We start from the raw sequence: 24,718 nt of genomic DNA on the forward strand, positions 1-24,718 counted from the left end.
TCATTCTTGATACCGATCCCGGCATTGATGATGCCGCCGCCATTGCCGCCGCGCTGTTTGCCCCTGAGCTGGATCTGCAACTGATGACCACGGTAGCAGGCAATGTGTCGGTGGAAAAAACCACCCGTAATGCGTTGCAACTGCTGCACTTCTGGAATGCGGATGTTCCACTGGCGCAGGGAGCATCGATGCCGCTGGTGCGGCCGCTGCGTGATGCCGCTTCCGTGCATGGTGAGTCCGGTATGGAAGGGTATGAATTTGTCGAACACGACCGACAGGCGATGGCAAAACCCGCCTTCCAGGCGATTCGTGATGCGCTGATGCATGCCTCACAGCCCGTGACGCTGGTGGCAATTGGCCCGCTGACCAACATTGCGCTGCTGCTGACCCATTATCCTGAATGCGTATTTAACATTAAGCGCCTGGTGATTATGGGCGGTTCTGCCGGGCGCGGGAACTTCACACCCAACGCCGAGTTTAATATTGCTATCGATCCCGAGGCTGCCGCGAAAGTCTTCCAGAGCGGGCTGGAGATTGTAATGTGCGGGCTGGACGTGACCAACCAGGCGATGCTTGCGCCGGAGTATCTGGCGACGTTACCTCAGCTTAACCAGACGGGAAAAATGCTGCATGCGCTGTTCAGTCACTACCGTAGCGGTAGCATGAATACGGGGCTGCGAATGCACGATCTCTGTGCGATTGCCTGGCTGGTGCGCCCGGATCTCTTTACGCTCAAGCCCTGTTTTGTCGGCGTTGAAACGCAGGGGGAATATACCTCTGGCACAACGGTGGTAGATATCGAAGGGCGGCTGGGGCAACCCGCTAATGCCCAGGTGGCACTGGGGCTGAATGTCGAGGGGTTCCAGCAGTGGGTGGCGCACGTTCTGGCACTGGCCCCCTGATTTCCGCGTTATATAACGATATGACGCTGCTTATTCCGTGGCGTCATGCCTTTTACTGATATCTTTCCCTGTTTATCATTAAATTCTAATTATCGACGTTTTCGGCTGGCGGCGCAGCGATACGCTGGTTAATCTGAAAACGATTTACGTAAAATTAACAAAAGAGAATAGCTATGCATGATGCACAAATCCGCGTTGCCATCGCGGGAGCCGGTGGACGCATGGGGCGTCAGTTGATTCAGGCCACTCTTGGCATGGATGGCGTACAGCTTGGCGCGGCGCTGGAGCGCGAAGGCTCTTCCTTACTGGGAAGCGATGCCGGAGAGTTAGCCGGAGCCGGGAAAACGGGCGTTACGGTACAAAGTAGCCTTGAAGCGGTGAAAGATGATTTCGATGTTTTCATCGATTTTACCCGCCCGGAAGGCACGCTGGCGCATCTGGCGTTTTGCCGCCAGCATGGGAAAGGGATGGTAATTGGCACCACCGGCTTTGATGAGGCGGGAAAACAGGCTATTCGCGATGCCGCGCAGGATATTGGCATCGTCTTCGCCGCTAACTTTAGCGTTGGCGTCAACGTCATGCTGAAGCTGCTGGAGAAAGCGGCGAAAGTGATGGGTGATTACACCGATATAGAGATTATTGAAGCGCATCACCGCCACAAAGTGGATGCGCCGTCAGGCACTGCGCTGGCGATGGGCGAGGCGATTGCCGGGGCGCTGGATAAAGATCTGAAAGACTGCGCAGTCTATTCCCGTGAGGGTTACACCGGCGAGCGCGTACCGGGCACGATTGGTTTTGCCACGGTGCGAGCGGGGGATATCGTCGGGGAACATACTGCGATGTTCGCCGATATTGGCGAGCGTATTGAGATCACGCATAAAGCGTCCAGCCGTATGACATTCGCCAACGGTGCCGTGAGATCGGCGGTTTGGCTGAAATCTAAATCAAATGGTCTTTTTGATATGCGAGATGTGCTTGATTTACGCAATTTGTAAGGTTTTTTACCCTTCGTGATGTGGTTATTGTAGTCGTAATTATTTGATTACATGGGGCAATATTTTATTGCCCTTTATTTTATCTATTTAAAGTTTATTTTGAATTGAATATCTTATTTTTATGAGTTTTATTGTCTTTTTGTGTTGGTTAAATGTAAATTTTGACCATTTGGTCTACTTTTTGTCTCTTGTTTCTGAGATTTAATACTCTTCCTGCTCCGCAAGCGTTTTCTGCTCTAAGTTAGTTGATCTTTTTGGTGCCTGGAGGCGGGTTAATTCGTCAATGGCGCAAAATAATAATAAAAATTACCCTTTTGGGTAGACTTTTACGTGGGCTATCTCTAGAATGCCGCCGTTTGCCAGAAATCCATAGGTAAGCAAATTTGCATTGATTCATGATGTGTTAATGAATTAATATGCAAATAAAGTGAGTGAATATTCTCTGGAGGGTGTTTTGATTAAGTCAGCGCTATTGGTTCTGGAAGACGGAACCCAGTTTCACGGTCGGGCCATAGGGGCAACAGGTTCGGCGGTTGGGGAAGTCGTTTTCAATACTTCAATGACCGGTTATCAAGAAATCCTCACTGATCCTTCCTATTCCCGCCAAATCGTCACTCTTACTTATCCTCATATCGGTAATGTCGGCACCAATGAAGCCGATGCTGAATCTTCTCAGGTACATGCGCAAGGTCTGGTCATCCGCGACCTGCCGCTGATTGCCAGCAACTTCCGCGATACCGAAGACCTTTCTTCTTATCTGAAGCGCCATAACATTGTGGCGATTGCCGATATCGATACCCGTAAGCTGACGCGTTTGCTGCGTGAAAAGGGCGCACAAAACGGCTGTATCATCGCGGGCGATAATCCGGATGCCGCGCTGGCGCTGGAAAAAGCGAAAGCGTTCCCTGGCCTGAACGGTATGGACCTGGCGAAAGAAGTCACCACTGCGGAGCCGTATAGCTGGACGCAAGGTAGCTGGACGCTGGCCGGTGACCTGCCGGAAGCCAAATCTACCGATGAACTGCCGTTCCACGTTGTGGCGTACGATTTCGGCGCTAAACGTAACATTCTGCGTATGTTAGCGGACCGCGGCTGCCGCCTGACGGTTGTACCGGCGAAAACCTCAGCAGAAGACGTTCTGAAGATGAATCCGGACGGTATCTTCCTGTCCAACGGCCCTGGCGACCCGGCGCCGTGCGACTACGCGATTACCGCGATTCAGAAATTCCTCGAAACCGATATTCCGGTATTTGGTATCTGCCTCGGCCATCAGCTGCTGGCGCTGGCGAGCGGTGCGAAGACCATTAAGATGAAGTTCGGCCACCACGGCGGCAACCATCCGGTAAAAGATATTGATAACAACACCGTGATGATCACCGCGCAGAACCACGGTTTTGCGGTCGATGAAGCGACGCTTCCGGCGAACCTGCGCGTGACGCATAAATCCCTGTTCGACCACACGCTGCAAGGCATTCATCGTACTGATAAGCCAGCCTTTAGCTTCCAGGGGCACCCGGAAGCGAGCCCCGGTCCGCACGATGCCGCACCGCTGTTCGACCACTTTATCGAGTTAATTGAGCAATACCGTCAGTCCGCGAAATAATCAGGAGTAAAAGAGCCATGCCAAAACGTACAGACATAAAAAGTATCCTGATTCTGGGCGCGGGTCCGATTGTTATCGGTCAGGCGTGTGAGTTTGACTACTCCGGCGCCCAGGCGTGTAAAGCCCTGCGTGAAGAGGGTTACCGCGTTATTCTGGTGAACTCCAACCCGGCAACCATCATGACCGACCCGGAAATGGCCGATGCCACCTACATCGAGCCGATTCACTGGGAAGTAGTACGCAAAATTATTGAGAAAGAACGCCCGGACGCGGTGCTGCCAACCATGGGCGGCCAGACCGCGCTGAACTGCGCACTGGAACTGGAACGCCAGGGCGTACTGGCTGAGTTCGGCGTGACCATGATTGGCGCGACGGCGGATGCTATTGATAAAGCGGAAGACCGTCGTCGCTTCGACATCGCGATGAAGAAGATTGGTCTCGACACCGCGCGTTCAGGCATCGCTCACACCATGGAAGAAGCGCTGGCGGTTGCCGCTGACGTTGGCTTCCCGTGCATTATCCGTCCTAGCTTCACCATGGGCGGCACCGGTGGCGGTATCGCCTACAACCGCGAAGAGTTCGAAGAAATCTGCGAACGCGGTCTGGACCTTTCCCCAACCAACGAGCTGCTGATTGATGAATCGCTGATTGGCTGGAAAGAGTACGAGATGGAAGTGGTGCGTGATAAAAACGACAACTGCATCATCGTCTGCTCCATCGAAAACTTCGATGCGATGGGCATCCATACCGGTGACTCCATCACCGTAGCACCTGCCCAGACGCTGACTGACAAAGAATATCAAATCATGCGTAACGCCTCGATGGCGGTACTGCGTGAAATTGGCGTGGAAACCGGCGGTTCTAACGTCCAGTTTGCGGTAAACCCGAAAAACGGTCGCCTGATTGTCATCGAGATGAACCCGCGCGTATCCCGCTCCTCGGCGCTGGCGTCCAAAGCCACCGGCTTCCCGATTGCGAAAGTTGCCGCCAAGCTGGCGGTGGGTTATACCCTCGACGAGCTGATGAACGACATCACCGGCGGCCGTACTCCGGCCTCGTTTGAGCCCTCCATCGATTACGTTGTGACGAAAATTCCACGCTTCAACTTCGAGAAATTCGTTGGTGCTAATGACCGTCTGACCACGCAGATGAAATCTGTCGGTGAAGTGATGGCGATTGGCCGCACCCAGCAGGAATCGCTGCAGAAAGCGCTGCGCGGTCTGGAAGTGGGCGCGACCGGCTTCGACCCGAAAGTCAGCCTGGACGACCCGGAAGCACTGACTAAAATCCGTCGCGAGCTGAAAGACGCTGGCGCTGAGCGTATCTGGTACATCGCCGATGCCTTCCGTGCTGGCCTGTCCGTCGATGGCGTGTTCAACCTGACCAACATCGACCGCTGGTTCCTGGTGCAGATTGAAGAGCTGGTGCGTCTGGAAGAAAAAGTCATTGACCTTGGCATCAACGGCCTCGACGCTGACTTCCTGCGTCAGCTTAAGCGTAAAGGTTTCGCCGATGCGCGTCTGGCGAAACTGGCCGGCGTTCGCGAAGCGGAAATCCGCAAGCTGCGCGACCAGTACAACCTGCACCCGGTCTATAAGCGCGTGGATACCTGCGCGGCAGAATTTGCCACCGACACTGCTTACATGTACTCCACTTATGAAGATGAGTGTGAAGCAAATCCGTCCGTCGACCGTGATAAAATCATGGTGTTGGGCGGCGGTCCAAACCGTATCGGCCAGGGTATCGAATTTGACTACTGCTGCGTACACGCCTCGCTGGCGCTGCGCGAAGATGGTTATGAAACCATCATGGTCAACTGTAACCCGGAAACCGTCTCTACCGACTACGACACCTCCGACCGCCTGTACTTTGAGCCGGTAACCCTGGAAGACGTACTGGAAATCGTGCGTATTGAGAAGCCGAAAGGCGTCATCGTACAGTACGGCGGCCAGACCCCGCTGAAGCTGGCGCGTGCGCTGGAAGCGGCAGGTGTACCGGTTATCGGCACCAGCCCGGATGCCATCGACCGCGCGGAAGACCGTGAGCGTTTCCAGCACGCGGTTGACCGTCTGAAGCTGAAGCAACCGGCGAACGCTACCGTAACGGCTATCGAACAGGCTGTTGAGAAGGCGAAAGAGATTGGCTACCCGCTGGTGGTGCGTCCGTCGTATGTTCTCGGTGGTCGCGCGATGGAAATCGTCTACGACGAAGCCGACCTGCGTCGCTACTTCCAGACTGCGGTCAGCGTTTCTAACGATGCGCCGGTACTGCTGGACCGTTTCCTTGACGATGCGGTTGAAGTGGACGTGGACGCTATCTGCGACGGCGAAATGGTGCTGATTGGCGGCATCATGGAGCACATCGAACAGGCGGGCGTACACTCCGGTGACTCCGCATGTTCTCTGCCTGCGTACACGCTGAGCCAGGAAATTCAGGATGTAATGCGCCAGCAGGTGCAGAAACTGGCCTTCGAACTGCAGGTTCGCGGTCTGATGAACGTTCAGTTTGCGGTGAAGAATAACGAAGTTTACCTGATTGAAGTGAACCCGCGTGCGGCGCGTACCGTTCCATTCGTCTCCAAAGCAACGGGTGTTGCGCTTGCAAAAGTCGCGGCACGCGTAATGGTCGGAAAAACGCTGGCACAGCAGGGCGTCACCAAGGAAGTTATCCCGCCGTACTACTCGGTAAAAGAAGTGGTGCTGCCGTTCAACAAGTTCCCGGGCGTTGACCCGCTGTTAGGGCCGGAAATGCGCTCTACCGGGGAAGTGATGGGCGTGGGGCGTACCTTCGCAGAAGCGTTCGCTAAGGCACAGCTGGGCAGCAGCTCCACCATGAAAAAACAGGGTCGTGCACTGCTCTCCGTTCGCGAAGGCGATAAAGAGCGCGTGGTTGACCTGGCGGCGAAGCTGCTGAAGTTTGGTTTTGAGCTGGATGCGACGCACGGTACGGCGATTGTGCTGGGCGAAGCGGGTATCAATCCACGTCTGGTGAACAAGGTGCATGAAGGGCGTCCGCACATTCAGGACCGTATCAAGAATGGCGAGTACACTTACATCATCAACACCACCGAAGGGCGTCAGGCGATTGAAGACTCCAAGCTGATTCGCCGCAGCGCACTGCAGTACAAAGTGCATTATGACACTACCCTGAACGGCGGTTTCGCGACGGCGATGGCGCTGAATGCCGATGCCACTGAGAAGGTGACCTCTGTGCAGGAAATGCACGCACAGATCAAAAAGTCATAAAAAATAGGTTCGGTGATAATTGCGTTAACCTGACCTGCAATATAATCTCGAAAGGGTTTCTGTAAAGAAACCCTTTTTTTAATTCGTGTAAGGTCATTCCTGGCCAGATGCACTTTCATAACCACATTTTCAATGTAATAAGCACGATATAGCTCACACTAATCAACATTCAAGTCGCATACTATCCTTTATATCCACAATTTTAATATGGCTTAGTTTTTATTAATTTGGACAGGCCGTAGCCAGATTTTTAATTTGTGAAATGGTGTGCTTATGTGTGAAAAATATGTTGAAAGACCGCTTTATTTGTTAATTGCTGACTGGATGATGGCTGAGGATCGTTGGATCACCGCAAAGGAAATTTCCCGCCATTTTGATATTGAGCACTGCAAAGCAATTAATACTCTCTCTTATATTCTGTCGGAAGTGGGAGAAATTGTTTGTGAAGTTAAGATGATCCCTAATCAGATTGCAGGCCGGGGCTGCCAGTGCCAGCGTCTGGTAAAAGTCATCAGTATTGATTCTCACCTCTACAACCGATTGAGCCACAATTTGCAGGAAAAAAAGGTGAGTGTGGCGAAAACGCCGCGGCTGTCTGCCGTTCCCCCAACAGAGCTCAACCGTGAGCAGAAATGGCAGATGATGCTCTCCAAGAGTATGCGTCGCTAATTGTCAGTTTGCCTGATGGCGGTATAAACGGTGGTTGACGCGTAGGCCGGATAAGCGTGAGCGCATCCGGCATCAATTACTGTGCTGATTTGGGTTTTACGTCCGTCGTGCCTTTCAGGCGCGGCCGGTTTTTTTCGACCCGCGTTAATGGCTGCGTCTCGTGTAGGCTTGTTTGGCAGCGGGTTGCAAGGTCCTGATACTCTTTGGTGTTTAACCGTTTCCAGTGCAGTTCCTGAACCGTGACTTCACGCAATACGCGAGCAGGTGAACCGACCAGCAGTTGCCTGGCCTCCCCCTGAAAGCCGGCTTTGACAAAGCTCATGGCGGCGACAATGCTCTCTTCACCAATCACTGCGCCGTCCATAATGACGCTGTTCATGCCGATCAGCGCATCTCTGCCCACCACGCAACCGTGCAGGATTGCGCCATGGCCGATATGCCCATTCTCATGCACGATGGTGTCAGTGTCGCAATAACCGTGCATGATGCAGCCATCCTGCAAGTTAGAACCTGCCTCCAGAATCAGGCGACCATAGTCACCGCGCAGTGAGGCATGTGGGCCGACGTAGACGCCAGCCCCCACGATCACATCACCAATCAACACGGCGCTGGGATGAACATACGCCTCTGGATGCACTACCGGAATCAGGCCTTCAAAGGCGTAATAGCTCATCGGTTATCAGCGTCCTTTCCACACCGGATCGCGTTTTTCGGCAAATGCCTGCGGTCCTTCAAGCGCATCTTCGGAGTGCAGCACTGACGGATAGTGCTTCAGCACACCACTGCGGATGTAGCGGTAGCCTTCTTCCACCGGCATTTCGCTGGTCGCGCGGTAAATCTCTTTCAGTGCGGCAATAGCGAGCGGGGCGCTATTCACCAGCTGCTGCGCCAGTTCGCGCGCGCTATCCATCAGTTCGCTCTGGCTGACAACGCGGTTGACGATACCCCAACGCAGCGCTTCTTCGGCGCTCATTCGTCTGCCGGTCATCACCATTTCGTTGACGATAGCCGGTGGCAGTAGCTTCGGCAGACGCAGAACGCCGCCGCTGTCAGGCACGATCCCGAGCTTGGCTTCCGGTAGCGCGAAGCTGGCATTTTCCGCACAGACGATAAAATCCGCCGCCAGCGCCAATTCAAAACCACCGCCAAACGCATAGCCGTTTACCGCAGCGATGACCGGTTTATCGAGGTCGAAAATTTCGGTTAAACCGGCAAAGCCGCCTGGGCCAAAATCGGCATCCGGCGCTTCACCTTCAGCTGCCGCTTTTAAGTCCCAGCCCGCAGAAAAGAATTTCTCGCCGCCGCCGGTGATTATCGCTACGCGTAATTCCGGGTCATCACGAAAATTAAGAAACGCTTCACCCATGGCAAAGCTGGTTTTGGCATCAATGGCATTGGCTTTAGGCCGGTCGAGGGTAATTTCCAGAATCGGGCCGTTACGGGTCAGATGTAATGATTCACTCATAGTTCATCTCCAGATAAATAGGTTTTCAGGCAGGAGATATTCCTGCCAGAGAGGTTATTTCAGATTTTTTTTGATTATTTTTCCTGAACAATTGCGTGGCAGGTCGGTTCTGATCTCCATAAAAGAGGGAACCTTAAATTTCGCCATATTGTTTTCGCAGAAGCTGAAGAACTCGGCTTCGCTTAATGTTTCACCTTCATTAAGGACAATAAACGCTTTAATGGCTTCATCACGGATTGAATCTTTAATACCGACAACCACAATGTCCTGAATTTTCGGATGCGCAGAAATAATATTTTCCAGCTCGACGCAGGAGACATTTTCTCCGCCGCGTTTAATCATGTTGCAGCGCCTGTCGACGAAATAAAAAAAACCGTCCGCATCCTGGTAACCCGAATCTCCGGTATGTAACCAACCCTCAGCTTCCAGCGCTTTGGCGGTAGCCTCCGGCTGGGCATAGTACTCTTTGAAGATGGTTTTGCCCGGCACGCCTTTGATGCAGATTTCGCCAATTTCTCCGGCGGGCAGGGGACGGTTGCGATCGTCACGGATTTCGGCTTCATAGCTAAAACCCACGCGGCCAATAGAGGGCCAACGCCGTTTGTCTCCGGGGCGATCGCCAATAATGCCGACGATGGTTTCGGTCATACCGTAGGAGGTCAGCAGCCTGACGCCAAAACGTTCGGTAAAGGCGTCTTTTTCCTGCTCGGATAAATTGAGATAGAACATCACTTCGCGCAGGCGATGCTGTCTGTCCGTTGGCGCTGGGGGTTGAACCATCAGCGTTCGGATCATCATCGGAATGCATTCGGTGACCGTCGCCTGGTATCTACGTACCTGATCCCAAAATGCCCTGGCGCTGTACTTTTCCAACAGCACAAAGGTGCTGCCTGCGGAGAATGCCGCCATGGCTGCCGTACACTGACAGTCGATATGAAAAGCGGGCATTACCGTCATGTAGACGTCATCATCGCGCAGGGCGATTTGCCAGGAAGTGTAGTAGCCGGCAAATCGCAGATTGTAGTGGGTAATCACCACCCCTTTAGGCCGTGAGGTGGTGCCAGAGGTAAACAGAATTTCCGCCGTATCGTCAGTGGATAACGCAGGTGTATAGCACAGCGTGGCGGACTGACGGGATTGCAGTTGGGTAAAGTGGCTCACGCCGTCCTCAACCGGAAGTTGCTCGCCAATCAGACAGATATGATTAAGCGGTGTGGTATTTTCCAGCCGTATCTGGCGGTACATAGGATAAAACTGGGCGCTGGTGACCAGCAGGCTTACCTGGCTGTTTTGCAGGATCCAGGCGCTTTCTTCGCCCAGCAAGCGGGCATTAATCGGCACCATAATGGCGCCAATTTTTGCCAGCCCAAACCAGCAAAAAATGAATTCCGGACAGTTATCCAGATGCAATGCGACCTTATCGCCCTTGCGGATCCCTAAAGAATGGAACAGGTTTGCCGTGCGGTTAATCTCTTCATTGAGCGAGGCATAGCTAAATTGCCGAACGTTTCCTTCGCAGGATTCGAAAATTAACGCCGTTTTATCTCCGTACACCCCGGCCAGGTCGTCCCACATCAGACGTAAGTTTTGTCCGCCAACGATATCCATATTGCTTTATCCACTGAAATCAGGCGTGAGCGCTAACCCACTCGCGGGTCAGCGCGTCGCTTTTATTCCTCAACTCTGGCCAGGCCTTTGCCGACCAGCTCATTTATGTCTGCTTCGCTATATCCAATATTTTTCAGAATGGCGGCGGTATCCATGCCGTGTGACGGCATGCCACGCCAGATTTTCCCTGGGTTGTTTTTAAATTTCGGCATGATATTCGGTCCTTTGCAGGTGCGACCGTCCATCGTTTGCCACTGAGTAATCGATTCACGGGCAACGTACTGCGGGTTGCCTTCCAGTTCCGGAATGGTCAGCACCTTCGCGCAGGCGATATTCAGCTCAGCAAAGCGCGCCTGGACTTCGGCGATGGTGTGTGTTGCCAGCCACGCGTCCAGTTTCTCTTCCACGAGCGGGCCGTAAGGGCATTCCACGCGATGGATAAGCTGGGTGCCTTCCGGGACTTCCGGTGTGCCAAGAATGTGGGCGAGGCCAATATCTTTGAAGCACTCGTTGATTTGCGTGATGCCGACCAGCTCCATGACGATATAGCCATCGGCGCATTTATACAGGCCGCAGCCAGCGTAATACGGGTCTTTGCCTTTGGTCATGCGTGGGCAAATTTCGCCGCCGTTAAAGTAATCCATCATGAAGTACTGACCCATGCGCAACATCACCTCGTACATGGCGATATCAATGCTTTCACCTTTACCCGTTTCGCGGACTTTGTGCAGAGCCGCCAGCGCCGCTGTCGTTGCGGTCATCCCGGAGAAGTAATCGGCGGTGTACGGGAAGGCTGGCATCGGCTGATCAACATCACCGTTTTGAATCAGATAGCCGCTGAACGCCTGCGCGATGGTGTTGTAAGCCGGAAGATTGGTGTACTCCTCGGTACCAAACTGGCCGAAGCCGGAAAGGTGGGCGATAACCAGTTTCGGGTTATGTTCCCACAGCACTTCATCGGTAATGCCGCGACGGGCAAAGGCCGGGCCTTTACTGGCTTCAATGAAGATATCGGTGGTTTCCATCAGCTTCAGAAACGCTTCCCGACCTTCATCTTTGAAAATATTGAGCGACAGGGCGTGCAGGTTACGACGTGAGAGCTGCGGATAGTTAGGCTGTACGCGGATGGTATCGGCCCACGCAACGTTTTCAATCCAGATAACCTCAGCCCCCCATTCGGCGAACATCTGTCCGGCGAACGGACCGGCAATCTCGATCCCTGAAAAGACAACTCGTACCCCGGCAAGTGGGCCAAAGGTTGGCATTGGTAAGTGATCCATAATTTTGCTCCTGGCATTTTTTTGCGGTATGTATGCCGGATAAGCACAGCGCCATCCGGCATAATTGCCTGATGGCGACGCGAGCGTCTTATCAGGCCTACAAGGGGTCGATTAACGGTATTGCTTGAGTACCGCACGACCCAACGTCAGGATCTGCATTTCGTCAGAACCACCAGAAACACGGTCAACGCGCAGGTCACGCCAGAAGCGCGTGATGCGATGGTTACCCGCGATACCCACGCCACCCAGCACCTGCATGGCGGTGTCTACCACTTCAAATGCCGCGTTGGCGCAGAAGTACTTGCACATGGCCGCGTCGCCCGAGGTAATAGTGCCGTTATCTGCTTTCCATGCGGCTTCCAGCAGCATGTTTTTCATGGAGTTCAGTTTGATCGCCATGTGCGCGAACTTCTCCTGAATCAGCTGGAAACGGCCGATCGTTTCGCCAAACTGTACGCGTTGGTTGGCGTAGCGCGCGGCGTCTTCAAACGCGCACATTGCCGTACCGTAGTTGGTCAGCGCGACGAGGAAGCGTTCATGGTCAAACTCTTCTTTCACGCGATTGAAACCGTTACCTTCCCGACCGAACATGTCTTTCTCGTCCAGCTCAACGTCGTCAAAGGTGATTTCACAGCAGCTATCCATACGCAGACCGAGTTTCTCCAGTTTGTTGACCTTGATACCCGCTTTGCTCATGTCAACGAACCACTCGGTATAAACAGGTTTATCCGGCGATGCGCCATCTCTCGCCATCACCACGATGTACGGGGTATAGGCGCTACTGGTGATAAAGCACTTACTGCCATTAAGATAAACCTTACCATTTTTGCGTGTATAAGTGGTTTTCAGACTGCCAACATCCGATCCCGCTCCCGGTTCGGTGATGGCAGAGTTCCACATCTGCTTACCGGTTCCCTGGAACGCCATGATTTTATCAATTTGCTCTTGAGTACCTTCACGCAGAAAAGTGTTAAAACCGCCAGGTAATTGGTACAACACGTAAGTCGGTGCGCCAAGACGTCCGAGTTCCATCCAGACGGCGGCCACGGTGACAAAACCCGCTTCCAGTCCACCGTGTTCTTCCGGAATCAACAGGCTATCGATGCCCATATCCGCCAGTGCTTTTACAAAACGCTCAGGGTAGACGCTGTCGCGATCGCACTCGGCAAAATAAGCTTCCCAGTTCTCACTGGCCATCAGTTCACGAATACCGGCGACAAACAGCTCCTGCTCGTCATTTAAGTTGAAATCCATCTTTCAGCCTCTTGATCAATTGGGTTAATAAGAATTACTTGTCTTTCCAGTGCACTTTGGCGTCTTTAATAAAGGACAGCGTCACCATGATGTTGACGAAGAACAGCGGACATCCTCCGGCGATAATTGCGGTCTGAATGGGCTTCAGCCCACCCAGCGCCAGCAGAACGATGCCGATGACGCCGACCAGAACGGACCAACCGATACGTACCAACAGCGGCGGTTCTTCACCATCACGAACTTCGCGACAGGTGGACATCGCCAGGGTGTAGGAGCAGGCGTTAATTAGCGTGACGGTGGCAATAAAGCAGAGGATAAAGAATCCCCACATGGTGGCGGTGCTGAATGGCAAGGCGGCCCAGGTTTCGATAATGGCGCGCGCCACGCCGTGTTGTTCAATCAGCTGTGGGATGTTGAGAATGTTTTTATCCATCAGCAGCAGGGTATTGCTGCCAAGGACTGTCCACAGGATCCAGGTGGAAGCAGTCAGGCCCAGCACCATCCCAAAGCACAGTTCACGTACGGTACGACCACGAGAAATACGCGCCAGGAAGATACTCATCTGGATGGCGTAAATGACCCACCATGCCCAGTAGAAGACGGTCCAGCCCTGCGGGAATCCGCCTTTGCCGATGGCATCGGTATAGAACAGCATGCGCGGCAGATACATCAGCAGCATGCCGACCGAGTCGGTGAAGTAGTTCATGATGAAGCTGGCGCCGCTGACAATAAACACCCAGCCCAGCATCAGGAAGCTCAGGTAGCTACGCACGTCGCTGGCGATCCTGACCCCTTTTTGCAGGCCGCAGGCTACGCAAATGGCGTTCAGAATGATCCAGCAGGTAATGATGATGGCGTCGAGTTGCAGCGTATGCGGAATACCGAACAGCCATTGCATACACTCGGTTACCAGCGGCGTCGCCAGACCGAGGCTGGTACCCATCGCGAAGATCAGCGCCACCAGGTAGAAGTTATCAACGATGGTGCCGAACAGCCCTTTCGCATGCTTTTCGCCCACTAACGGTACCAGCGTGGAGCTGGGACGGATCACATCCATCTTGCGCACAAAGAAGAAGTAGGCGAAGGCAACGGAGAGGAAGCTGTAGGTTGCCCACGGCAACGGCCCCCAGTGGAACAGGCTGTATGCCAGGCCTATCTCTTTCGCACCGGTGGAGTTGGGCGCCAGGGCGAACGGCGGGGTAGAGATATAGTAGTAGATCTCGATAGAGCCCCAGAACAGCACCGCGGCTGAAGTACAGGAGGCGAACATCATAAAGATCCAGCTGGCGGTACTAAACTCCGGTTTTTCGTCGCCTAATTTCTTTTTGGCATACGGGCCAAAAACCAGCCAGAACCAGCCGCCTAGCATGACGACCATATACCATTCAAATGCCCAGCCCCAGACATTGGTGACATAACTGAATACCGCATTAATAACGACGTTAGCGGCATCGAGATCTCTTACTGTTAGCCAACAAAGTATTCCAACTATTATTAATGGCGGAAAAAAAACCTTCGGTTCAATTCCCGATTTTCTCTTTTCATTTTTCATAAGTGAATTCCAGTGTGAAAACGAAATTTATTTAGCGAGCCCGTGAACGATCTTTTGTTTATTTATTATTAATGATTTGTTGATAACTTTTAACCTCTGGGGTCGCCTCAGTGAGTAACTCATAATGGGTATTCATTTCCGGCTATTCTGTTATCTGTATCACACTTTTTTATGCTGGTTATTTTGTCTGGAAATCTAAATAATTTCTTTATTAATCATAATCTTGATGTTGGTTTTTTAACTTTTTTAAGTGACTGGCGTTCAATATTGTTGAACCCGCAGACAATATTGAAAATTTTCATATTTGACGTGACTCTTTCAATATTGGTGAGGTACGTAACACTATTGAAAGTTACGAATTTCAATGTGTGACATTTTCAATATTGGTGATTAAGGTTTTATTTCCGAATTAAAGAGCGTGATATCTGTATTTAACACCGCCGATATAAATACGTTTCCTTCATGATTTCTGGAGATGCAATGAAGATAATTACTTGCTACAAATGCGTACCTGATGAACAGGATATTGCGATTAATAATACTGATGGTTCACTCGATTTCAGCAAAGCGGATGGCAAAATCAGCCAGTACGACCTGAATGCGATCGAAGCGGCTTGTCAGTTAAAACAACAGGCAGGAGAGGCCCAGGTTGTCGCCATGAGCGTCGGCGGCAAAGCGCTGACCAATGCAAAAGGGCGCAAAGATGTACTCTCCCGTGGCCCTGATGAACTGATTGTTGTCATTGACGATCAATTTGAACAGGCGCTGCCACAACAAACGGCTACCGCGCTGGCCGCCGCCGCGCAAAAAGCCGGTTTCGATCTGATTATCTGTGGTGACGGTTCTTCCGATCTCTATGCTCAGCAGGTTGGTCTGCTGGTGGGCGAAGCGCTGAACGTTCCCACGATTAATGGCGTGAGTAAAATCCTCTCTCTTACCGATAGCACGCTGACGGTAGAGCGTGAGCTGGAAGATGAAGTCGAAACACTGAGCATCCCGCTCCCGGCGGTGATCGCGGTCTCAACGGATATCAACACCCCTCAAATCCCTTCCATGAAAGCCATTCTTGGCGCGGCGAAAAAACCGGTTCAGGTTTGGTCGCCTGCAGACATTGGTCTGAACAGCGTGCAGGCGTATTCCGCACAGCAGGTTGCTGCGCCGAAACAGCGCGAGCGTCAGCGCGTTGTGATTGAAGGTGACGGTGAAGAACAGATTGCCGCGTTTGTCGAGAATCTTCGCAAAATCATTTAATTATCAGGGGATGTTATGAACAAATTTTCCAGTGTCTGGGTATTCAGCGATACCCCTTCTCGTCTGCCGGAACTGATGAAAGGTGCGCAGGCTTTAGGTGAAAAAGTTAACACGTTTGTGCTCAGCGATGCGGACAGCGCAACGGCATGTCATTTAGGCGCGGATCATGTCTGGCTGCTCAGCGGCAAACCAGAAGACCGTATGGTTGAAGAGTTCGCCGATGTGATGGCTCAGACCATTCGTCAGCACAGCGAGGGCGGCGCAGTGCTGCTGCCGAATACGCGTCGCGGCAAGCTGTTAGCGGCAAAACTGGGTTTTCGCTTGTCGGCAGCCGTTTCAAACGACGCCAGCGCAGTCGCCGTGCAGGACGGTAAAGCGGCGGTCAAACATATGGTTTACGGCGGCCTGGCGATAGGGGCAGAAACCATCGCTTCGCCGTTTGCCGTGATCACTCTCAGTAGCGGAACGTTTGACGCGCAGCAACCGGATACTACCCGCAGCGGCGAGATGCATACTGTACAGTGGCAGGATCCGGCCGTTGCCGTGACCCGTACGGCAACTCAGGCGCGTCAGAGCAACAGCGTCGACCTCGACAAAGCCCGCCTGGTGGTCAGCGTGGGACGAGGTATCGGCAGCAAAGAAAATATCTCGCTGGCCGAAGCGCTGTGCCAGACGATTGGCGCTGAGCTGGCCTGTTCCCGTCCGGTGGCGGAAAACGAGAAGTGGATGGAGCACGAACGCTACGTCGGTATTTCCAACCTGATGCTCAAGCCTGAACTGTATCTGGCGGTAGGGATTTCCGGGCAGATCCAACATATGGTCGGCGCCAACGGCGCGCAGACGATTTTCGCCATTAACAAAGATAAAAATGCGCCGATTTTCCAGTATGCGGATTACGGCATCGTTGGTGATGCGCTGAAGATCCTGCCTGCGCTGACGGCTGCCTTAGCGCGTTAAACCATTTCGGGCAGGATGCGAAGGCGTCCTGCCGCTGACAGGAGTACGTATGTCCGAAGATATCTTTGATGCCATCATCGTGGGTGCAGGTCTGGCTGGTTCGGTTGCGGCGCTGGTGCTGGCTCGGGAAGGTGCACAGGTGCTGGTTATCGAGCGCGGCAATTCTGCTGGCGCGAAGAATGTCACCGGTGGGCGCATGTATGCGCATAGCCTGGAGCGCATCATTCCCGGTTTTGCTGAGCAGGCCCCCATTGAACGCATCATCACCCACGAAAAACTCGCCTTTATGACCGACAAAGGGGCGATGACCATCGACTATTGCAATGGCGAAGACGCCGCATCGTCGCAGGTTTCTTATTCCGTCTTACGCAGCAAATTTGACGCCTGGCTGATGGAACAGGCCGAGGAGGCGGGCGCCCAGCTCATCACCGGTATTCGCGTGGATAACGTTGTGCAGCGCGAGGGTAAAGTCGTGGGCGTGGAAGCCGACGGCGATATTCTGGAAGCCAAAGTGGTGATCCTCGCCGATGGGGTGAATTCTCTGCTGGCTGAAAAGCTGGGTATGGCAAAGCGCGTCGAGGCATCGCATGTTGCCGTCGGCGTAAAAGAGCTGATCGAACTGCCAAAATCGGTAATTGAAGATCGTTTCCAGTTACAGGGGAACGAAGGTGCAGCCTGCCTGTTTGCCGGTTCGCCAACTGATGGGTTGATGGGCGGTGGTTTTCTCTATACGAATGAAACGACCCTTTCTCTGGGACTGGTCTGCGGTCTTCATCATCTGAAAGACGCTAAAAAATCGGTCCCGCAAATGCTGGAAGATTTCAAACAGCATCCGGCGGTTGCCCCGCTGATCGCCGGTGGCAAGCTGGTGGAATATGCCGCGCACGTCGTACCTGAAGCCGGTATGAATATGCAGCCTGAACTGGTGGGGGACGGTGTGCTGATTGCCGGTGACGCTGCCGGAATGTGTATGAACCTCGGCTTTACCATTCGCGGTATGGATCTCGCCATTTCCGCAGGCGAAGCGGCGGCGAAAACGGTGCTTTCAGCGATGAAGCGTGACGACTTTAGCAAGCAGTCGCTGGGTGAATACCGTCAGCATCTGGACGATGGCCCGATGCGCGATATGCGTATGTACCAGAAGCTTCCTGCTTTTCTTGATAACCCGCGCATGTTTACCGCCTATCCCGAAATGGCGGTCAGTATCGCACGCGACCTGTTCACCGTGGATGGTTCCGCCCCAGTGCCAATGCGTAAAAAAATCCTGCGCCATGCGAAGAAAGTGGGCTTCATCAACCTGATGAAAGATGGCCTGAAAGGAGTGACCGTATTATGACATCTCCCGTCAATGTGGACGTCAAACTGGGCGTCAATAAGTTCAATGTCGATGAAGACAGCCCGCATATCATTCTCAAAACCGATCCTGATAAACAGGCGCTGGAAGTGCTGATTAAGGCCTGTCCAGCAGGGCTGTATAAAAAACAGGACGACGGCAGCGTACGGTTTGATTACGCCGGATGCCTGGAGTGCGGAACGTGCCGCATTCTCGGGCTCGATACAGCGCTGGAAAAGTGGGAATACCCGCGTGGGACATTTGGCGTGGAGTTTCGCTACGGTTAATAAGTACGAGGTTGTGCACCCGTAGGCCGGATAAGATGCGGTAGCGTCGCCATCCGGCAATCATGTGGCGCCAATGCCGGATGGCGGCGTAAATGCCTTATCCGGCCTACAGATGACGCTTTGCCCGTGTTGAAACAGGAAGTCGCTATGCAGCAGCCCAGGAACTTTGATGACATCAAATTTACCTCTATTCACCGCCGGATAATGCTGTGGGGAAGCGGTGGGCCGTTTCTGGATGGTTATGTGCTGGTGATGATTGGCGTGGCGCTGGAACAGCTCACGCCAGCATTGAAACTGGACGCACAGTGGATTGGTCTGCTGGGCGCCGGCACGCTCGCCGGTCTGTTTGTGGGGACGTCGCTGTTTGGCTACATTTCCGATAAGGTCGGGCGGCGCAAAATGTTCATCATCGATATTATCGCCATTGGCGTGATATCGGCAGCAACCATGTTTGTTTCCTCGCCCGTTGAATTGTTAGTGATGCGCGTGCTGATCGGCATTGTGATTGGTGCCGATTATCCGATTGCTACCTCGATGATTACCGAGTTCTCCAATACCCGCCAGCGCGCTTTCTCCATCGGTTTTATCGCCGCGATGTGGTATGTCGGCGCCACCTGTGCCGATCTGGTCGGTTACTGTTTGTATGATGTTGAGGGCGGATGGCGCTGGATGTTGGGCAGCGCGGTGATCCCCTGTATTTTGATCCTGATTGGGCGCTTCGATCTTCCTGAATCTCCACGCTGGCTGCTGCGTAAAGGTCGGGTGAAAGAGTGTGAAGCGATGATGATCAAACTGTTCGGCGAACCGGTGGTATTCGACGAAGAAGCACCGCAGGAGACGCGTTTTCTCCAGCTGTTTAACCGCCGTCATTTCCCGTTTGTCCTGTTTGTTGCCGCCATCTGGACCTGTCAGGTGATCCCGATGTTCGCCATTTATACCTTTGGTCCGCAGATTGTTGGACTGTTGGGGCTTGGTGCCGGGAAAAGCGCCGCGTTGGGCAATGTGGTGATAAGCCTGTGCTTTATGCTGGGGTGCATTCCGCCCATGTTCTGGCTCAATAGCGCGGGCCGCCGACCGTTGTTGATTGGCAGCTTTATTATGATGACGCTGGCGTTGGCCGTGCTGGGGCTAATCCCTGATATGGGCGCATGGCTGGTGGTGCTGGCGTTTGCTGTATACGCTTTTTTCTCAGGGGGACCCGGAAATCTGCAGTGGCTATACCCTAACGAACTGTTCCCCACCGATATTCGTGCCTCTGCCGTCGGGGTGATTATGTCGTTAAGCCGTATCGGCACCATTGTTTCAACCTGGGCGTTGCCGGTGTTCATCACCAAATATGGGGTCAGCAATGTGATGCTGATGGGCGCAGGAATTTCGCTGGTTGGCCTGCTCGTTTCCATCGCTTTCGCCCCGGAAACGCGAGGTCTGACGCTGGCGCAAACCAGCCAAATGACGATTCGCAGAAAACCGATGTCCAGAGTGAGCGGTTAAGAGTGTTCTGTATTTTCCCTGCAACTCAGTCAGTTAGCCTACAGTTAACGGGCATATCACTGAAAGTGACTGAAAAGCAGGGAGAACACCATGCAAAAACATATTCTGATCACCTCCATTTTTACCGCCGCAACACTGTTTACCGTTGCCGGTTGCTCTTCTAATCAGGCGGTTAAAACGACCGACGGCAAAACGATTGTCACTGATGGCAAACCGCAAGTGGATGAAGATACGGGCCTGGTCTCGTACAAAAACGCGCAAACGGGTAAGACGGAACAAATTAACCGAGATCAGGTTAAGGATATGAGCGAACTGGATAACTAGTTCAGTTTTCTCCATTCAGCCACTCAATAATATTGACTGTTAGCCTGTGGATTAAGTGACTAAACTCACTGTTATTACAATAATGCAGTGACACAGGCTAATCATGATTCTCATCATTTATGCGCATCCCTATCCGCAGCACTCGCATGCGAATAAGCGGATGCTTGAGCAGGCAAGGACGCTGGAGGGCGTAGAAGTTCGTTCGCTGTATGAACTCTATCCCGACTTCAATATCGATATCGCCGCTGAACAGGATGCGCTGGCGAGCGCGAATCTTATCGTCTGGCAACACCCCATACAGTGGTACAGCACACCGCCTCTCCTCAAGCTGTGGATGGATAAAGTTCTTTCGCACGGCTGGGCGTATGGCCATGGCGGTACTGCGCTGCACGGTAAACAACTGCTGTGGGCGGTGACGACCGGCGGCGGTGAAAACCACTTCGATATTGGCTCCTATCCCGGATTTGATGTGCTTTCCCAGCCTTTACAGGCGACAGCGCTCTATTGCGGCCTCAAATGGCTACCGCCGTTTGCGATGCACTGTACGTTTATCTGCGATGATGAAACCCTGCAGGCGCAGGCGCGTCATTACAAACAACGTCTGCTGGAGTGGCAGGAGGTTCATCATGGATAGCCATACGCTGATACAGGCGCTGATTTATCTCGGATCGGCGGCGCTGATAGTCCCCATTGCCGTGCGGCTGGGGTTAGGGTCGGTGCTGGGCTATCTCATCGCCGGGTGCATTATCGGACCCTGGGGTCTGAGGCTGGTGACGGACGCCGAATCCATCCTGCATTTTGCGGAGATCGGTGTGGTGCTGATGCTGTTTGTCATCGGTCTGGAGCTGGATCCGCAACGTTTGTGGAAACTTCGAGCCTCGGTGTTCGGCGGCGGCGCGCTACAGATGGTGGTTTGCGGCGGCTTAATTGGTTTGTTCTGTATGTTCCTTGGCCTGCGCTGGCAGGTAGCGGAACTGATCGGCATGACGCTGGCGCTTTCCTCAACGGCCATCGCTATGCAGGCAATGAATGAACGCAACCTGATGGTTTCGCAAATGGGCCGCAGCGCGTTTGCCGTGCTGCTGTTCCAGGATATCGCCGCTATTCCATTGGTGGCGATGATCCCGTTACTGGCGGCGAGCGGCGCATCGACTACGCTTGGGGCGTTTGCATTGTTAGCCCTGAAGGTAGCGGGCGCACTGGTATTAGTGGTGGTATTGGGGCGTTATGTCACACGTCCGGCCTTGCGTTTTGTTGCGCGTTCGGGCCTGCGGGAAGTATTCAGTGCCGTTGCGCTGTTCCTCGTGTTTGGCTTCGGTCTGCTCCTGGAAGAGGTTGGCCTGTCGATGGCGATGGGGGCGTTTCTGGCCGGGGTGCTGCTGGCAAGCTCTGAGTATCGCCACGCGCTGGAAAGCGACATTGAGCCATTTAAAGGATTGCTGCTGGGACTGTTTTTCATTGGCGTGGGGATGTCTATCGACTTTGGTACGCTGATTGATAATCCCTTGCGCATTATCATTTTGCTGGTCGGTTTCCTGGTTATCAAAACCGTCATGCTGTGGTTGATAGCGAAACCGTTGCAGGTGCCGAACAAGCAGCGTCGCTGGTTTGCCGTATTGTTAGGGCAGGGCAGTGAGTTTGCCTTTGTGGTGTTTGGCGCGGCACAAATGGCAAATGTGCTCGATCCTGACTGGGCGAAATCGCTGACGCTGGCGGTGGCGTTGTCGATGGCGGCTACGCCGATTTTGCTGGTGATTTTGACGCGTCTGGAAAAATCGGCGACTTCGGAAGAGCGGGAAGCCGATGAAATCGATGAGGAGCAACCGCGGGTGATCATCGCTGGATTTGGGCGATTTGGCCAGATAACCGGTCGTCTGTTGTTGTCGAGCGGGGTCAAAATGGTGGTTCTTGATCATGACCCGGACCATATCGAAACGCTGCGTAAATTCGGCATGAAGGTTTTCTATGGTGATGCGACCCGGATGGATCTGCTGGAGTCTGCCGGGGCGGCGAAAGCTGAAGTCATTATTAATGCCATTGACGATCCGCAAACCAGCCTGCAGTTAACCGAAATGGTGAAAGAGCATTTCCCGCATCTGCAAATTATTGCTCGTGCGCGCGATGTGGATCATTACATCCGCCTGCGCCAGGCGGGCGTGGATATGCCGGAACGTGAAACCTTTGAAGGTGCACTGAAGACCGGACGTCTGGCGTTGGAAGGTCTTGGGCTTGGGCGCTATGAGGCACGTGAGCGGGCCGACGTATTCCGCCGATTCAATACCATGATGGTAGAGGAGATGGTGAAAGGGGAAAATGACGCGACTTCCCGCGCGGCCGTTTATAAACGCACCAGCGCAATGCTGAGTGAAATTATTGCGGAAGATCGTCAGCACTTATCGTTAATTCAACGCCATGGCTGGCAAGGCACGGATGAAGGTAAGCATACGGGCGACGTCGCCGATGAGCCGGAAGTGAAACCGTCAGCATAGGGTAAAAAATGTGATGTTCTGCAAACTTTACTGCTAATTGGCTGTTTTTGAACTACTGTAATGCTGGCGTACCACCTTAAATAGGTCGGTTCGCCAGCAGAACGGAAAATTTTCCTGTTCATCCTCTTTCCGCCAGTCGACGAAAGATTGCGCTTTCCGTATAGTGGCGACAATTTTTTTGTATCCGGGAAATATTCAATGATCAGTCTGATTGCGGCGTTAGCGGTAGATCGCGTCATCGGTATGGAGAACGCCATGCCGTGGAACCTCCCTGCCGATCTCGCCTGGTTTAAACGTAATACCTTAAACAAGCCGGTTGTCATGGGACGCCACACCTGGGAATCCATCGGGCGACCGTTACCTGGGCGTAAAAATATCGTCATCAGCAGCAAGCCTGGCACCGACGATCGTGTGCAGTGGGTGAAGTCTGTTGATGAAGCCATTGCGGCCTGCGGTGATGAACCAGAGATTATGGTGATTGGCGGTGGGCGCGTGTATGAGCAGTTCCTGCCAAAAGCGCAGAAGCTGTATCTGACGCACATTGATGCTGAAGTCGAAGGGGATACGCATTTCCCGGACTACGAACCGGATGACTGGGAGTCTGTTTTCAGTGAGTTCCATGATGCCGACGCGCAAAACTCTCACAGCTACTGCTTCGAGATTCTGGAGCGTCGTTAATCCTGTAAATGCCGGATGGCTGCGAAACGCCTTATCCGGCCTACTCTTGTGCCAAGTGTAGGCCTGATAAGCGTAGCGTCATCAGGCATAAATCTCTCAGGCGTTGACCGCTTCACCAGGATCCAGATTCAGATGGCGATTTGATGGCTGCACAAAGTACTGTTTGTCTTCCCAGCGCAGACAGGTGAGATCGCCTCCCCAGCAACACCCCGTATCCAGCGCGTAAATACCTTCTGGCGTGCCTTTACCCTCCAGCGATGCCCAGTGCCCGAATGCAATGCTGTACGCTTCACTGACAGGTCCAGGAATGGCAAACCACGGCTTCAGCGGGGCAGGTGCGTCTTCTGGTGACTCTTTGCTGTACATATCCAGTTGACCGTTGGGGAAGCAGTAACGCATGCGGGTAAACGCGTTGGTAATAAAACGCAGGCGCGCCAGCCCCGTCAGCTCCGGGGTCCAGTTGTTCGGCATGTCGCCATACATCGCATCAAGAAAAAACGGATACGAGTCGCTCGACAGCACGGCTTCTACGTCCCGTGCGCAGTCTTTCGCGGTCTGCAAATCCCATTGAGGGGTAATGCCAGCGTGCGCCATGACCAGTTTTTTCTCTTCGTCGACCTGCAGCAGCGGCTGACGACGAAGCCAGTTGATTAATTCGTCAGCATCCGGCGCTTCGAGCAGCGATGTGACTCTGTCTTTTGGTTTATTACGACTGATGCCGGCAAACACGGCCAGCAGGTGTAAATCGTGATTACCCAATACTAACCGCACGCTGTCGCCCAGTGATTTCACGTAGCGCAAAACGTCCAGCGAACCCGGCCCACGAGCGACCAGATCGCCGGTGAGCCATAGGGTGTCTTTTTTGGAATTAAAGTCTACCTGATGCAGCAAGGCTACCAGTTCATCGTAACAACCGTGAACGTCGCCAATAAGGTATGTCGCCATAGTTATTGTTTTAATGAATGAGTGTTGGAACGGCGAGTCGGAATACGGGAATATCGATAGTAAAGGCGATGCCCTGCTCATCGATCATTTCGTAATGACCCTGCATGGTGCCCAGCGGCGTTTCAATAACGGCGCCGCTGGTGTACTGGTACTCTTCGCCAGGTTCGATATGGGGCTGAACGCCAACCACACCTTCACCCTGAACTTCGGTTTCGCGCCCATGACCATTGGTTATCAACCAATAACGCCCCAACAGCTGCACTGGCGCTCGCCCCAAATTGCGGATAGTCACGGTATAAGCAAAAACGTAACGTTCATCATCAGGTGAGGATTGCGCCTCAATGTAGACGCTTTGTACCTGAATACACACTCGGGGCGAATTGATCATGC

Annotated in this window: 22 protein-coding genes; 14 read left to right on the top strand and 8 right to left on the bottom strand. The window is 53.2% G+C overall.

What is annotated here, in order from left to right:
- Positions 1 to 2: 2 nt before the first annotated feature.
- The 5 genes from rihC (at position 3) to caiF (ending at position 7,414) form a co-directional block, all read left to right on the top strand.
- Positions 3 to 902: a ribonucleoside hydrolase RihC gene (rihC, locus tag FDX03_RS08285; protein WP_249357017.1), complete on the top strand. Its 900-nt coding sequence runs from the start codon at positions 3 to 5 to the stop codon at positions 900 to 902.
- Positions 903 to 1,075: 173 nt separating this feature from the next.
- The gene (gene dapB, locus FDX03_RS08290; protein WP_048212738.1) at positions 1,076 to 1,897 is read left to right on the top strand and encodes a 4-hydroxy-tetrahydrodipicolinate reductase; all 822 of its coding nucleotides are present in this window, start codon (positions 1,076 to 1,078) and stop codon (positions 1,895 to 1,897) included.
- A gap of 454 nt (positions 1,898 to 2,351) precedes the next feature.
- On the top strand, positions 2,352 to 3,500 hold the full coding sequence (gene carA / locus FDX03_RS08295) for a glutamine-hydrolyzing carbamoyl-phosphate synthase small subunit (RefSeq protein WP_115643905.1): 1,149 nt from the start codon (positions 2,352 to 2,354) through the stop codon (positions 3,498 to 3,500).
- A gap of 17 nt (positions 3,501 to 3,517) precedes the next feature.
- A complete protein-coding gene (gene carB / locus FDX03_RS08300) occupies positions 3,518 to 6,745 on the top strand; it encodes a carbamoyl-phosphate synthase large subunit (protein ID WP_137345777.1) in 3,228 nt (1,075 codons plus the stop codon).
- A 273-nt stretch (positions 6,746 to 7,018) separates the two neighbouring features.
- Positions 7,019 to 7,414, top strand: coding sequence for a carnitine metabolism transcriptional regulator CaiF (gene caiF, locus FDX03_RS08305; RefSeq protein ID WP_003018912.1), 396 nt, complete (start codon positions 7,019 to 7,021; stop codon positions 7,412 to 7,414).
- Positions 7,415 to 7,490: 76 nt separating this feature from the next.
- On the opposite strand, the gene caiE is transcribed toward caiF, so the two are convergent.
- The 6 genes from caiE to caiT all read right to left on the bottom strand — a co-directional run bounded on the left by caiE (position 7,491) and on the right by caiT (position 14,573).
- Positions 7,491 to 8,087: a carnitine operon protein CaiE gene (caiE, locus tag FDX03_RS08310; protein WP_060855456.1), complete on the bottom strand. Its 597-nt coding sequence runs from the start codon at positions 8,085 to 8,087 to the stop codon at positions 7,491 to 7,493.
- 6 nt (positions 8,088 to 8,093) lie between these two features.
- On the bottom strand, positions 8,094 to 8,879 hold the full coding sequence (gene caiD / locus FDX03_RS08315) for a crotonobetainyl-CoA hydratase (protein ID WP_000004376.1): 786 nt from the start codon (positions 8,877 to 8,879) through the stop codon (positions 8,094 to 8,096).
- Positions 8,880 to 8,933: 54 nt separating this feature from the next.
- On the bottom strand, positions 8,934 to 10,487 hold the full coding sequence (gene caiC / locus FDX03_RS08320; RefSeq protein WP_137345778.1) for a crotonobetaine/carnitine-CoA ligase: 1,554 nt from the start codon (positions 10,485 to 10,487) through the stop codon (positions 8,934 to 8,936).
- 62 nt (positions 10,488 to 10,549) lie between these two features.
- Positions 10,550 to 11,767, bottom strand: coding sequence for an L-carnitine CoA-transferase (gene caiB / locus FDX03_RS08325; protein WP_048212732.1), 1,218 nt, complete (start codon positions 11,765 to 11,767; stop codon positions 10,550 to 10,552).
- 111 nt (positions 11,768 to 11,878) lie between these two features.
- Positions 11,879 to 13,021: a crotonobetainyl-CoA dehydrogenase gene (gene caiA, locus FDX03_RS08330; protein ID WP_003018898.1), complete on the bottom strand. Its 1,143-nt coding sequence runs from the start codon at positions 13,019 to 13,021 to the stop codon at positions 11,879 to 11,881.
- Between the two features lie 34 nt (positions 13,022 to 13,055).
- The gene (caiT, locus tag FDX03_RS08335) at positions 13,056 to 14,573 is read right to left on the bottom strand and encodes an L-carnitine/gamma-butyrobetaine antiporter (protein ID WP_048212731.1); all 1,518 of its coding nucleotides are present in this window, start codon (positions 14,571 to 14,573) and stop codon (positions 13,056 to 13,058) included.
- Between the two features lie 480 nt (positions 14,574 to 15,053).
- On the opposite strand from caiT, the gene FDX03_RS08340 reads away from it, so the two are divergent.
- The 9 genes from FDX03_RS08340 (at position 15,054) to folA (ending at position 23,383) form a co-directional block, all read left to right on the top strand.
- Positions 15,054 to 15,824: an electron transfer flavoprotein FixA gene (locus tag FDX03_RS08340; RefSeq protein ID WP_121584180.1), complete on the top strand. Its 771-nt coding sequence runs from the start codon at positions 15,054 to 15,056 to the stop codon at positions 15,822 to 15,824.
- Between the two features lie 15 nt (positions 15,825 to 15,839).
- Entirely contained in the window at positions 15,840 to 16,781 is a 942-nt protein-coding gene (locus FDX03_RS08345; RefSeq protein ID WP_137345779.1) for an electron transfer flavoprotein subunit alpha/FixB family protein, read from the top strand.
- A 49-nt stretch (positions 16,782 to 16,830) separates the two neighbouring features.
- Positions 16,831 to 18,117, top strand: a complete 1,287-nt coding sequence (locus FDX03_RS08350; protein WP_137345780.1) for an FAD-dependent oxidoreductase — start codon at positions 16,831 to 16,833, stop codon at positions 18,115 to 18,117.
- Positions 18,114 to 18,401: a ferredoxin-like protein FixX gene (fixX, locus tag FDX03_RS08355; protein WP_000203736.1), complete on the top strand. Its 288-nt coding sequence runs from the start codon at positions 18,114 to 18,116 to the stop codon at positions 18,399 to 18,401. The genes FDX03_RS08350 and fixX overlap by 4 nt, the downstream gene beginning before the upstream one ends.
- A 147-nt stretch (positions 18,402 to 18,548) precedes the next feature.
- Positions 18,549 to 19,892: an MFS transporter gene (locus FDX03_RS08360; RefSeq protein ID WP_137345781.1), complete on the top strand. Its 1,344-nt coding sequence runs from the start codon at positions 18,549 to 18,551 to the stop codon at positions 19,890 to 19,892.
- Positions 19,893 to 19,982: 90 nt separating this feature from the next.
- A complete protein-coding gene (locus tag FDX03_RS08365; RefSeq protein WP_101741364.1) occupies positions 19,983 to 20,216 on the top strand; it encodes a YgdI/YgdR family lipoprotein in 234 nt (77 codons plus the stop codon).
- 103 nt (positions 20,217 to 20,319) lie between these two features.
- Entirely contained in the window at positions 20,320 to 20,850 is a 531-nt protein-coding gene (gene kefF / locus FDX03_RS08370; protein ID WP_137345782.1) for a glutathione-regulated potassium-efflux system oxidoreductase KefF, read from the top strand.
- The gene (gene kefC, locus FDX03_RS08375; protein WP_137345783.1) at positions 20,843 to 22,705 is read left to right on the top strand and encodes a glutathione-regulated potassium-efflux system protein KefC; all 1,863 of its coding nucleotides are present in this window, start codon (positions 20,843 to 20,845) and stop codon (positions 22,703 to 22,705) included. The genes kefF and kefC overlap by 8 nt, the downstream gene beginning before the upstream one ends.
- Positions 22,706 to 22,903: 198 nt before the next feature.
- On the top strand, positions 22,904 to 23,383 hold the full coding sequence (gene folA / locus FDX03_RS08380; RefSeq protein ID WP_003018873.1) for a type 3 dihydrofolate reductase: 480 nt from the start codon (positions 22,904 to 22,906) through the stop codon (positions 23,381 to 23,383).
- Between the two features lie 96 nt (positions 23,384 to 23,479).
- On the opposite strand, the gene apaH is transcribed toward folA, so the two are convergent.
- Together apaH and apaG are read right to left on the bottom strand one after the other, a co-directional pair.
- Positions 23,480 to 24,328: a bis(5'-nucleosyl)-tetraphosphatase (symmetrical) ApaH gene (gene apaH / locus FDX03_RS08385; protein WP_061067221.1), complete on the bottom strand. Its 849-nt coding sequence runs from the start codon at positions 24,326 to 24,328 to the stop codon at positions 23,480 to 23,482.
- A gap of 10 nt (positions 24,329 to 24,338) precedes the next feature.
- On the bottom strand, positions 24,339 to 24,716 hold the full coding sequence (apaG, locus tag FDX03_RS08390) for a Co2+/Mg2+ efflux protein ApaG (protein ID WP_003018867.1): 378 nt from the start codon (positions 24,714 to 24,716) through the stop codon (positions 24,339 to 24,341).
- Between the last annotated feature and the right edge of the window lie 2 nt (positions 24,717 to 24,718).

Source organism: Citrobacter sp. wls827 (assembly GCF_005280875.1).
In the GTDB taxonomy this organism is placed as follows: domain Bacteria; phylum Pseudomonadota; class Gammaproteobacteria; order Enterobacterales; family Enterobacteriaceae; genus Citrobacter; species Citrobacter youngae.